Source organism: Sphingobacterium lactis, assembly GCF_011046555.1.
Lineage (GTDB): Bacteria > Bacteroidota > Bacteroidia > Sphingobacteriales > Sphingobacteriaceae > Sphingobacterium > Sphingobacterium lactis.
In genome coordinates this window covers 327,871-340,229 of sequence record NZ_CP049246.1, presented here as the reverse complement: position 1 = coordinate 340,229, position 12,359 = coordinate 327,871, and the positions used below count along the sequence as shown (strand labels likewise).

Below are 12,359 nucleotides of genomic sequence, written 5' to 3'. Positions count from 1 at the left end.
ACAACATGAAAAGAATATTAATATATACCGCTGTTACAGCAATATTGGCAAGTTCATGTTCCTTGGACAAAACGCCATATGATGCACTTACCAACGAGAGCATCGATAATACCCCTGGGGCATTGGATGCCTTGAACAAAGGAAATTACCACACCCTGAAGGGATGGGTGGAGAACTGGCACCGTGTGACCGAATATCCTGGGGATAATGTTTCTCTTTCTGGGACAACAACCGATAACCTGTTCTACAACTACAACTACCAGCGTATCGTAAGTAATGGGCGGGTAAATTCGTACTGGGCAAACTCCTATAAGATCATTGCGGGAACCAACCACCTTTTGAGTCGTTTGACCGAAGGTGAGAATGACGAAAATGATCAGATCATTGCCGAGAACTTGTACCTGAGAAGTTTGATGTATTTCTACTTGACGAATGTGTTCGGTAGGCCGTACGATCAGAACCCCCAGGCTACACTTGCCGTGCCTATCAAATTGAAGGATGATCCATTTGAGGTGCTTCCGCGCAATACGGTGGAAGAGGTGTACAAACAGATCGAAACAGATTTATTGAAAGCGGAAAGTTTGTTCAAATCCTATAAGAGCAGTATTTACGCAAGTGTTTATTCAACTCAAGCGTTATTGGCACGTTTGTATCTGTACAAAGGGGAGAACGATAAGGCGATTGCCTATGCGAATAAATTGATTGAATCGGGCAAATTTTCCCTGTTGACAACCGGCAATTATGGCAACCTATCCACAGCTGCTCCGGAGAACAATCCGGAGAATATCTTTGCGATCAAATTTGTAAAGGATATCGACTACCCTGATAATGGTTGGTACACGATTGGTTCCATGTATGCAAGTGTAGACGGATCCGGATGGGGAGAAATGTACGCATCTCGCTCGTATTTGGAAAATGTTCGTAAATATCCGGAAGATGTGCGTTATAAAATGATAAAGCCAGTTGTTTCCAACGCCAATGAATTGCATGCCTATTACGTAACGGATAATTACAAATACGCAAGTGTCATTGTGACGAAGAACGGAACGGATTATACCTACATAGAATCTGAAGGTGCTGCGCCAAAGACCCTGATCAAGGAATCCAATGGTGCTGGTGCTTACCAATACTACATCAATATTGAAGGCAAGAAACGTACAGCCTTAATCGACCAGAAATTGGACGACAGAAATGGTTACCTGAAATATTACATTTTGAAGTGTTCAGGTCAGGAAGGTCAAGCGCACTTGTGGTCGCCGATCATTTCCAGACTTTCTGAAATTTACTTGATCCGTGCAGAGGCTTATGCCAAAAATGGCAATACCGCTGGTGCATTGGCTGACGTGAACCTGATCCGTAAGCGTGCTGGAATTCCAGATGCTGGATTGTGGACAGCAGCCAATTTGGACGGAAGAACAGCTCTTGATGTTGTTTTGAATGAACGTAATTTGGAATTGGCATGGGAAGGACATCGGAAGTTCGATATTTTCAGAAATGGAAAAACATTGAACAGACAGTACCCAGGTACCCACATTGCCAATGAAAACTCATTCCTTACCGTAGCACCGAACTCCAAGGAGATAATCGAGTTTATCCCTGAACAGCAGATCGTACTATCCAACGGAATCCTAAAACAGAACCCATAAAATCCCAATACTTTATAAGTTTTGTTATTAATGCGGAAAGGTGGAGCGAAAGCTTCGCCTTTCTTTTTTTATGGAATGCCGCTAAGCGGTGAAACTTTTATTTCGCCCATTGAATTTGGTATAAAAACGAGGTTTTGCTTACCGAGAAAATACCCTTTCTTTATAGGAATTAAGTAGGTTTATCGTGTCGCTGGCGAGCAAAAACTTGCAACGAAAAGAATAAATAATTTAGTTTTTTACCTAATATCTACTTTTTTAGTCGGAATTCGGTTAAAAATATCCACTTTATTTGCTTAAGTTTTCGGAATAATTTTTCTATCTTTCAGAATCCTTTTATGAAGTTCATTTAATAACTGAAATAAATTAATAAAGTCCTCACTTATTGTTATTTAAGTGTTTGGACTGTATAACTTTCTAACTGTTAATTTTCAAAACTATTTGAACGGACTGCCTCCCAACATGAGAGGCAGTCTTTTCTTTAAATCTGCCTTCCTTTCTCTCTTTAACGGCTCTGGAGGAACCTTGCTATTCATTTTCTGATTTCTAACGCAAGATGTTCGGATATTGTGTAACTTTGTACCTTTACACGATACCTGAAAATGTTGCCGTGAGGTAACGACAAATTAGAAATATGGCAAATATTGTAGCAATTGTTGGAAGGCCCAATGTTGGGAAATCCACTTTATATAACCGCTTGACAGAAAGTAGGAAAGCTATTGTTGATGACTTTAGCGGCGTGACGCGTGACCGCCACTATGGTCAGGCAGAATGGATAGGCAAGAAATTTACGGTGATCGATACGGGAGGTTTCGTACAGGGATCGGATGATGTCTTTGAGGCAGCCATCCGGGATCAGGTATTGATCGCGATCGAAGAAGCATCGGCCGTGCTTTTCGTGGTGGATGTCACCACGGGCATTACAGATTTGGATGATGAAATCGCAAACTTGCTGCGCCGCAGCAAGAAGCCTGTTTTCGTTGTTGCAAACAAGGTCGATAGCGCAAAACAAACCCATGATTCTGCAGAGTTCTATTCGTTGGGGCTAGGCGAGATCTATAATATCTCGTCCATGACAGGTTCCGGAACTGGAGAACTGTTGGATGATGTGGTTGCAAACTTTGAGGTGGAAGAGGAAGAGGAGAGTGAATTGCCGAAGTTTACCATCGTTGGTCGCCCGAATGTTGGGAAGTCCTCCCTGACCAATGCACTTTTAGGTGAAGACCGTAACATCGTAACACCTATTGCCGGAACTACGCGCGATTCTATCCGCATCCATTACAACCAATTCGGACATGAGTTCCTATTGATCGATACGGCAGGATTGCGCCGTAAATCAAAAGTGAATGAGGATATAGAGTTCTATTCCGTAATGCGTACCATCAAGGCGTTGGAAGATTCGGATGTCGTTATCCTGATGATTGATGCCAAAGATGGAATTGAAGCCCAGGACATCAATATCTTCCACCTTGCAGAGAAGAACAAAAAGGGAATCGTTATCTTGGTGAACAAGTGGGATACCGTGGAGAAGGACCACAAAACGGCCAAGGAATTTGAACAGGCTATCCGTAATAAGATAGCCCCATTCACTGATGTGCCGATCATCTTTACTTCCGTAACGGAGAAACAACGGATCTTCAAAGCTGTGGAAACAGCGATGGAGGTATACAACAATAAAACCAAGAAGATTCCGACATCCAAATTGAACGATGTGATGTTGGAGATCATCGAGAATTACCCACCACCGTCCATCAAGGGTAAATACATCAAGATCAAATATGTAACTCAGTTGCCTGGGCGATCGCCGATGTTTGCATTCTTCTGTAACCTGCCGCAATACATCAAAGATCCGTACAAACGTTTCGTAGAGAACAAATTGCGCGAGAACTTTGATTTCAAAGGCGTGCCTATTCAGATATTCTTTAGACAAAAATAAACCGTTTCAGATAGTTCATGGAGCATAATCTAGTACTGTATAATACCCTGACGAGGAAGAAGGAAAAGTTTGAACCTATCCATCCCAATATGGTTGGGATGTATGTGTGTGGTCCCACTGTGTATAGCGATGTACATTTGGGGAACTGCCGTACCTTTGTTTCCTTTGACTTGATCTTTCGTTACCTGATCCATCTGGGTTACAAGGTGCGCTATGTTCGTAATATTACGGATGCAGGGCATTTGGAAGGTGATAATGACGAAGGGGACGATAAGTTTGCGAAAAAGGCGAAACTGGAACAATTGGAGCCTATGGAGATCGTGCAGAAATATACGATCGGATTCCACGACGTCCTTCGTCTTTTCAATACGATTCCACCGAGCATTGAACCTACTGCAACGGGGCATATCTCGGAGCAGATCGAGATGGTGAAACAGATCATCGACAATGGTTTTGCTTACGAAGTGAACGGTACGGTGTATTTCGATGTTGAAAAATACGTAAAGGAGTATAATTATACGATCCTGACCAACCGCAATTTGGAGGACATGCTGAACAATACGCGTGAACTTGGCGGGCAGGATGAAAAGCGTGGCCGTTTGGACTTCGCGCTATGGATCAAAGCCAAACCAGAGCATATCATGCGCTGGCCGTCACCTTGGGGCGTCGGTTTTCCGGGCTGGCACATTGAGTGTTCTGCCATGAGCCGTAAATACCTGGGGGATCAATTCGATATCCACGGTGGAGGGATGGACCTGGCCGCTACGCACCATACCAATGAGATTGCACAATCCGAGGCTTGTAACCATACCAGCCCGGCAAAATATTGGATGCATACCAATATGCTTACCGTAAATGGTGCGCGTATGTCCAAGTCTGCAGGAAATGGATTCCTCCCTGGAGAACTCTTCACGGGAAATCATCCACTGCTGAATAGGGGTTATTCGCCGATGGCAGTACGTTTCTTTATGCTGCAGGCGCATTACAGAAGCACGTTGGATTTCTCCAATGAAGCGCTGGAAGCTGCAGATAAAGGTTATAAAAGATTGATGAATGCCATTGGTCTATTGGATAAGATCGTGCCGGCATCCAAGTCCAATTTCGGAAAACTGGAAGAAATAAAATCCCGTAGCTATGCAGCTATGGACGATGATTTCAACAGTCCAGTATTGATCGCGGAACTATTTGAAGTGGTCCGTATCATCAATTCCATCCACGATGGAAAATTGACCATCAATGCTGCTGATTTGGAGGCGTTAAAGGCTTATCTTCAGGAGTTTGTGTTCGATATCTTGGGCTTGAAGGATGACCAGGTGAGCGATTCAGATAGCATGGATGACCTGATGAACATCATCATCAACCTACGCAACGAGGCGAAGCAGAATAAGGACTTCGTTACCTCTGACCGTATCCGTGAGCAACTTACGGCAGCCGGTATCCAGTTGAAGGATAGCAAGGATGGGACACTTTGGAATAAGATTTGAGTAGGTAGGTGAAAATTACAAAAATGAGTTATAGAAAAGGCATAGCTTTAATTGCCGCAGTATTCCTTACGCTAACGAGTTTTGCCCAATTACCGGAAAAGGTAGGCGGTCTATTATCGGTGGACCGGACGGCTGCAAATCTTTCAAAATCAGAAAGTCCGCATGCCGGACTGAAGTATATTACGGACAAGGAGACGGTTTTTTTCGTCCCTTCTCCCGTGAATGCACAGAATTACCTAGACAATAGGCCCAATCTTCCGGATCGTTTATCCTGGACGCCGAACTTTGCCCTGGTATCCCGCAGTTTGGACTGGGGAGTGACCTCTGGACCGATTGAGTTCCAGAAGATGGGTGCTACGAAGCGCTACGGACAATACCTGACGGTTTGGAGAAGGGATAAGAAGGGAAATTGGCGTGCGCATATCCGTGCCGAGGTCGAAAACTACGGCAAGAAAAAGGCCGGTCCTTTGGAGTATTTCGAACCGGATGACAAGAACTACCTGAAACACCGTTCCGTAAAACGATTGGAACAGCGTGAGGAAGTTGTTATGCAGACAGATGAACTGTTCTCGACGATTCTAAAGGCAGATACCAGAACGGGTTATAAGGAATTCCTGGCCGATGATGCACGGTTCTATTTCCCTTGGCAGAATGAAATCGAGGGGAGGGACAATGTCTTGGCTTTCCTGAAAAAAGACCGCATTGAGATCGATACAGATCCAAACGATGTGGGTAGAGCATACTCCGGGGAATTCGCCTATACCTCCGGTACGGCGACCGTAGGTATGAAAGATAAGGTTGTTAAATTCAATTATATCCGTATCTGGCAATTGACAGGAGAATTCCAATGGAAAGTTATCCTGGAGATGATGTACGAAAGATAAGGGATGGATTGCAATAAGAGTTTAGAGCACGGTAGGAATACCGTGCTTTTTTGTTGTTGGTGTCTTCTTTAAACCGAGGGTCAGAATTGGTAGGGGTGCATCAGTTTTCTGTACAGGTCTTATTTAGGCTGGTTAAAATTACAGTGCTTGTACTATTGACGTTAATACATATGCCTTGCAAAGTCGGATTTCGCTAGGACACTACTTGGTGCATGTAGAACCGGTGCAAACACTAGTTAGAATGCGTAACGGATAATTTTGAGTTTCCGCCCCCCATCCCTGCACAGCACAAAAAAAGAGGTTCGTTGCTGAACCTCTTTTTTTATATACTTTAGTGTTTTTATTCTTTTGTTGCAGCGATATTATCTTCCTTTAGCCACATCTGTAACTCAGGACAAGATTGATATTCTGGGTTGATGTGTACGAAGGTGCCTTTTGTTTTTTTCTCGAACCATTCGCTCAATTTCCTTCTGGTCTTATCTTCTTGTGCAGCTTCTTGGATTTTAGCAAAATCCTGCTCCAAACTGGCTTTGTGCGGTGGGATACGTGTCTTCAGGTATGTGAATTTGTAGCCAACCTTGCCATCACGTGGATTTTGGAATTGGTAAGGTTTTGTGATGCCACCCGGCTGTAGCGTATCGATCGCCATGAACACTTCTTTTTCCAATCCATTGACAGGGATCAAGGTCGATCTGTTCTGATTGACAACCATACCGCCATTGAATTTCGTTTCCTTGTTATCCGAGTGTATGGTCGCTGCTGTACTGAAAGGAATCTTCTTGTCCACTACCTTTTGGTAGATGGAGTCGATCTTGCCCTTCAAGCGGTCTAAGCTGGCCTGTGTTGGCTTTGTGGTCACCAAAACGTGTCTTGCATTCACTTCTTCACCACGACGCTCTAGGACCTGTAGGAAATGGAATCCATATTCAGTTTCAAAAACCGGGGAAATTTCACCAGCTTTTAATTTAAAGGCCATGGCCGAGAATTCTTTTACGTAGTTCTCACGTGGTGCAAAGCCAAGTTCACCTCCCGCCATGGATGATCCTGGATCCTCGGAATAGAAACGCGCAACTGTACCGAAGTCCGTGCCGTCCAATACCTGCTTGCGGAAACCTTCCGCTTTCTCGCGAAATACAGATTTCTCTTCTTTGGTTAATTCCGGATACATCACGACCTCACCGATTTCAACCTCTGTATCGAAGTACGGTAAACTGTCCTGATTTAAGTTTTCGAAATATTGTTTTACCTCTTGAGGAGTAATGGTGATTTTATCAACAATTGTTCTCTGGAAGGCATCAGCTTTCATCTGTTCAGTAAGAATCGGTCTCATTTCTTCCTTGTATTGTAACAAAGAACGTTTCAAGAAGCCTTCTAGTCTTTCCTTAGTTCCGGCACGACGTGTCATTTCGCGCATACGTGCATTCAACTGATCATCTACCTGCGCTTCGGTTACTTCGATGGAGTCAATCGCAGCCTGCTGTGATAATAACTTGGTCATGATCAACTGTTGCAAGGCTGTACATTTGAAATCATCTGTCGGCGTACCGCCATTCCCCAAATATTGGGTGTACTGCATGTCGATATCCGATTGCAGAATAATACCTGACCCTACAGTTGCTACTACACGGTCAATAAGTTTTTCTTGGGATTTAGCCTGGAATGTACAAGCTAGTAAAAGAATTATAAGGAAACTTGAAAAGTTTTTCATGCTATCTGTCGTCACGCTTTATCTATAGTCTTGGGCAAAATTATTAAATATTATGCCTTTTTTCTACTTTTATATATTAATAATTGCAAATATACCGAGCTTAAATTCAGTAATTCGAGCTAAAATAGGGAATCAGCAGTAAACTTATCACACTTTAACCATATTTAACAGATGATAAAACGAAATCTAGGCGCATTTATTCTGGCTTTTGCTGTCAGTGTTTCCGTCGCTCAAAACCCGACAATTCCACTCTATGTAGGGACCTATACTTCACCGAATGGCAGTCAGGGAATCTATGAGTTTGCCTTTGACCCGAAGACAGGAGATGCCCAACTTATCGGGGAAACAAAGAGCTCTAATCCGTCCTTCATTGCCAAACGTGGTGTTCTGCTCTTGGCGACCAATGAAATGACCGATGGAAGCCAGACTCTTTCCGCCTTTCGGATAGGGGATAAGCAACTCAGCCTTATCAATGCCCTCCCAACGGGAGGTTCGGCTCCCTGCCATGTCGTAATGGATCAAGGAGGCAAATATGCCGTTGTATCCAATTACCTCGGTGGTGCGCTGGATCTGTATGCATTGGCCGCTGATGGTAGTTTGAGGGAGAAAACAGATACTAAGTTATATCAAGGTTCCAGTGTCAATAAGAATAGACAGGAAGCATCCCATATCCATTCGGCATTCTTTGGTAAGGATAGCCTGCTCTATGTTTCGGATCTTGGTGCTGATAAGATCTATATGTTGGCCGTTGTGCAGGGTGATCGAGGCTATACTTTTCAGGAGAAGGGGGAAATTACGGTGCCGGCGGGATCAGGCCCAAGACATCTCGCCTTCCATCCAAATGGCAAGCTGTTGTATTCCCTTTCCGAATTGACGGCGGATATCCATGTATTTGAAAAAAAGAAGGACACGTGGTCTTTGGTGCAAACCATTAGCATGAACGCTCCGGGGTTTGCTGGAAAGAACGGGGCGGCAGATATCAAGTTATCCCAAGATGGTAAATTCCTATATGCAACGGATCGTGTGGATGCCAATACCATAGCGACCTTTGCCGTGAACCGCAAGGGTAAATTAACGCAAAAACAGGTGATATCGGTGATGGGAAAAGGACCGCGAAACTTTAATTTTAGCCCGGATGAGCGCTTTATCCTGGTGGGCAATCAACTGACAGACGAGATTGTTGTCTTCGCTCGGGATGCTAAGAAAGGATTGCTGACCGATTCAGGTAAGCGAATCAAGGCGTCTAAACCGGTGTGTATTCTGTTTTAGTCCGTGGCATCGTCCGTGTCGGCGATATTATCTTCGGCGGCACGATCTGCTTTTTTAGGGTCGCTCTCCAAGCAGTGGGTTTCCTTGTTGTACATGCCCTGTAATCGGTCTACCACCGTTCCTTTCCAGAGCGGAGTACCTGTAAAATACGCGGCCTTGGCAATCATGTGGGCGGCAATAGGAGCCGTAAGAAGCAAGAAGAAGATAATGGCGATGGATTTGGTGGTTACCGAAACATCCTCTGGGAACATAATGGCTGCACAGGTGAGTAACAAACCCACCCCTAAGGTTGCCGCCTTTACGGTCACGGAGAGGCGAAGGTAGAAATCAGGCATCCGCAGGACGCCAATTGCTGCGAATAGAATGGATAAGGCACCGATGGTGCTGAATATGGCCAATATAATATCAATCATCTTTCTGTTTCTCTATGTAATATGAAAAGGCAATGGTCCCCAAGAATGCAATCAGCGCAAGGATGATCGCCACATCCAACAGGACTTCCTGTTCCTGACGGATACTGTAGACCGTGATAATACCGATACCAATCGTAATGATCAGATCCAGGGCAATCACCCGGTCCACAACTGTTGGCCCCTTAAACAATCGGATAAAGACCAACAATACCGAAATGGTCAGGATCGGCAGGATGACATAATCAAAATAGGTCTCTAAACTCATCGTAATATCTCCAATAATTTACGCTCAACACCTGTCTTTAGGGAACGGATGAACTGTTCCTCATCCTTCAGGTACATCACATGTATATAAATCGCTTTTCTATCGTCACTGATATCAATGATCAGTGTACCGGGTGTCAGGGAGATAAATGTGGAGAGGATATTGATTTCAAAATCCGTCTGCGCATTGATCGGGTACCGTATAATGCCCGGTTTAAAAAAGTATTTCGGGGTGATCACATCGTAGGCCACCTGAATGTTGGCCTTGATCATCTCGAACAGGAAAAAGAAAAAGAAACTGATGATCTTCGGAACACGATAGAAGTACCGTTGGTCGGTTTCATCCCTGTTCATAACCCATAGCACGCCAAAACCCAAGAGGTAGCCGAAAATGAAGTTCGAATAGTACATGGATCCGGTCAGCGCTACCCAGATAAAGGATAGCAAGAGGTTCATTAGGAAAAACTTGATCATTGCTCAAATACTTTATCACCCAACACCGTACGGATGTATGAGCTTGTGTCCAACAATTCGTTCGTTATCCTGTCGACTACAGTGATGATGTTTTCTGCATTCAACCCAATATATAAAGTTACTGATCCCAAGATAAGAATCGGAATAATCAGCAGAAGCTTTTTGAACAGGGGCAAATCCTTGAAGTTGTCTTCCACCACTTCGTCCGCTGGGCTATCCTTCCAGAACACTTCTGACCACATCTTGGCGATGACGTACATGGTCACCAAACTCCCGATGATCAGCGCTGCAACGAAGAAATACTGTTTATCGACAAAGGCTTCCTGGAATAGGTAGATCTTAGGCCAGAATCCAGATAATGGTGGGATACCTACCAAGGAGAACAGGATCAACGCTATAATCAGGGAGATCAGGGGATATTCCTTATAGAGGCCACCCAAACGCTTCATGTCCATGGTTCCCCGGACCAGGCGGATATAGCCAGCAATCAGGAACATATTGGTCTTGACCATGATGTCATGGATCAGGTAGAATACGGTTCCCATCAGGGCGAGTTTGGTAAACATAGCGATACCACCCAACATAAAGCCGATGTGGCAGACGATCAGGTAGGAAAATAACCTGCGGATATTTGTTTTGATCAGCGCGCCGAATGCTCCCGTCAGGATGGTGAGCACGGCAATGACCATAAATAATGTTCTGGTAAAGTCGTCCGGAATAAAGATCAAGCTGAAAACCCGCAGGATGGCGTAAATGCCGACCTTGGTGAGCAAACCTCCAAACGTTGCGGCCACCGCTGATGGCGGAGTATGGTAGGAGGATGGCAGCCAATAATAGAGCGGGAATACGGCCGATTTAATACCGAATCCTAGGATAAAGAAGATGGATGTCACACCCACCAGCGCTTTGTTGTCGAAGTCACGGATTTTCAGGGCCAGATCGACCATGTTCAAGGATCCCGTAATGCCATATAGAATCCCGATGCCCGTAAGGAAAAATGTCGAAGCCAGGATGTTCATCGCCATGTACTTTACGGCGCCCTCCAACTGCGCCTTACGACCACCTAGGGTCATCAACACAAAGGAGGAGATAATGATAACCTCAAACCAGACGTATAGGTTGAATATATCGCCGGTCAGGAAGGCACCATTGAGCCCCATCAACAAGAAGTGGAAAATCGGGAAATAGCCATACAGCATTCGCTGTCTGCTCAAGCCAACGGAGGAAAAGATGGATACTGCAAATCCGGCGATCGATGTCAAGAGCACCATGGTGGTACTGAGCAGATCGGCCACGAAGACGATGCCAAAAGGCGCTTCCCAGTTGGATGCATTCAGGTGCAGTGAGCCTTCGGTATAGACCTTCGCAAACAGTCGGATAGCGATCAGCAAGCCAATGAATGTCCCGCCAACGCTAAGAAAGCGTTGAGAAACCGTCTTCCGCCAGGCAACCAATTGGATGATCGCCGTAAAGAGATGGATAAATACTGGGGCTAAAATATGGTTATCGATCATATATCTTCTTCTTCCGGCGTGTTTAAGTCATCTAAATCATCGGTGTCCACTAATGCGTAGACACGTTTCAGTAATACGATCGCGAAGGCTGTCAAGGCAAAGCTGATCACGATGGCCGTCAGGATCAGTGCCTGCGGGATCGGATCAGCGTAGATATCCTGGAAAACATTATGGTCCGGATCGATGACAGGTGGTTTTCCCTTGGTAATGGATCCCAATAGGAAAATCAGGATGTTCGTTCCATTCCCGAGCAACATGATCCCCAAGAGCAATTTCACCATGCTCCGGCGAAGGATCAGGAATACCCCAGCAGCGTACAAGAGGCCTAAGACCAATACTAACAGTAACTCCATGGATTAATCTTTCGTTAGGGAAATGGTGAACAATATGGTTAATACCACGCCAATAACGACCAGGTAAACGCCCAGGTCAAAGAACAGCGCCGATCCGATCATGCCGATCACGGGGATTTTCTCTTCCCACCATAATCCGGTCATGGGTGGCAGACCGAAGAACGTCGGAAGGACCACACTGACCGCCGATATCCCCAACCCGATTGGGATGAGGGATAATGGTTTTCGCTTCAATATTTTCATGGTGGCTTCGGTACCATTGGCGAAACTGTGCAAAACGAATGCAATGGATGCAACCAAGCCGCCCACAAATCCCCCTCCAGGGGAGTAATGTCCTCTCAATAACAGAAAGAAGGAGAACAATAATAAGATCGGTAATAGATACCGCGTTGCTGTCTGTAAAATTATACTGCGCAT

Annotated in this window: 12 protein-coding genes; 5 read left to right on the top strand and 7 right to left on the bottom strand. The window is 44.9% G+C overall.

The window, feature by feature from the left end; all coding sequences use genetic code 11:
• Positions 1–5 precede the first annotated feature (5 nt).
• From G6N79_RS01495 to G6N79_RS01480, 4 genes are all read left to right on the top strand, one after another.
• A complete protein-coding gene (locus G6N79_RS01495; protein ID WP_103904844.1) occupies positions 6–1,646 on the top strand; it encodes a RagB/SusD family nutrient uptake outer membrane protein in 1,641 nt (546 codons plus the stop codon).
• A 631-nt stretch (positions 1,647–2,277) separates the two neighbouring features.
• Positions 2,278–3,579, top strand: coding sequence for a ribosome biogenesis GTPase Der (gene der, locus G6N79_RS01490; protein WP_103904843.1), 1,302 nt, complete (start codon positions 2,278–2,280; stop codon positions 3,577–3,579).
• Positions 3,580–3,596: 17 nt separating this feature from the next.
• Entirely contained in the window at positions 3,597–5,063 is a 1,467-nt protein-coding gene (gene cysS / locus G6N79_RS01485) for a cysteine--tRNA ligase (protein WP_103904842.1), read from the top strand.
• A gap of 23 nt (positions 5,064–5,086) precedes the next feature.
• Positions 5,087–5,947, top strand: coding sequence for a YybH family protein (locus G6N79_RS01480; protein ID WP_103904841.1), 861 nt, complete (start codon positions 5,087–5,089; stop codon positions 5,945–5,947).
• A gap of 340 nt (positions 5,948–6,287) precedes the next feature.
• Here the strand turns inward: G6N79_RS01480 and G6N79_RS01475 are convergent, their stop codons facing one another.
• Positions 6,288–7,655: a peptidylprolyl isomerase gene (locus G6N79_RS01475; RefSeq protein WP_103904840.1), complete on the bottom strand. Its 1,368-nt coding sequence runs from the start codon at positions 7,653–7,655 to the stop codon at positions 6,288–6,290.
• Between the two features lie 171 nt (positions 7,656–7,826).
• Here G6N79_RS01475 and G6N79_RS01470 point away from each other — a divergent pair, with 171 nt between their 5' ends.
• Positions 7,827–8,924, top strand: coding sequence for a lactonase family protein (locus G6N79_RS01470; RefSeq protein ID WP_103904839.1), 1,098 nt, complete (start codon positions 7,827–7,829; stop codon positions 8,922–8,924).
• Here the strand turns inward: G6N79_RS01470 and mnhG are convergent.
• From mnhG to G6N79_RS01440, 6 genes are read right to left on the bottom strand one after another with little or no spacing between them, the layout of a single operon-like run.
• Positions 8,921–9,337, bottom strand: a complete 417-nt coding sequence (mnhG, locus tag G6N79_RS01465) for a monovalent cation/H(+) antiporter subunit G (RefSeq protein WP_103904838.1) — start codon at positions 9,335–9,337, stop codon at positions 8,921–8,923. The genes G6N79_RS01470 and mnhG overlap by 4 nt on opposite strands.
• The gene (locus tag G6N79_RS01460; protein WP_103904837.1) at positions 9,330–9,602 is read right to left on the bottom strand and encodes a monovalent cation/H+ antiporter complex subunit F; all 273 of its coding nucleotides are present in this window, start codon (positions 9,600–9,602) and stop codon (positions 9,330–9,332) included. Before G6N79_RS01460 ends, mnhG begins: the two co-directional genes overlap by 8 nt.
• Positions 9,599–10,075, bottom strand: a complete 477-nt coding sequence (locus G6N79_RS01455) for a Na+/H+ antiporter subunit E (protein WP_103904836.1) — start codon at positions 10,073–10,075, stop codon at positions 9,599–9,601. Before G6N79_RS01455 ends, G6N79_RS01460 begins: the two co-directional genes overlap by 4 nt.
• Complete coding sequence (locus G6N79_RS01450; RefSeq protein ID WP_103904835.1) at positions 10,072–11,589, bottom strand: proton-conducting transporter transmembrane domain-containing protein; 1,518 nt, start codon at positions 11,587–11,589, stop codon at positions 10,072–10,074. Before G6N79_RS01450 ends, G6N79_RS01455 begins: the two co-directional genes overlap by 4 nt.
• Positions 11,586–11,942, bottom strand: coding sequence for a Na+/H+ antiporter subunit C (locus tag G6N79_RS01445; protein WP_103904834.1), 357 nt, complete (start codon positions 11,940–11,942; stop codon positions 11,586–11,588). The genes G6N79_RS01450 and G6N79_RS01445 overlap by 4 nt, the downstream gene beginning before the upstream one ends.
• A 3-nt stretch (positions 11,943–11,945) precedes the next feature.
• Positions 11,946–12,359, bottom strand: coding sequence for a Na+/H+ antiporter subunit B (locus G6N79_RS01440; protein WP_103904833.1), 414 nt, complete (start codon positions 12,357–12,359; stop codon positions 11,946–11,948).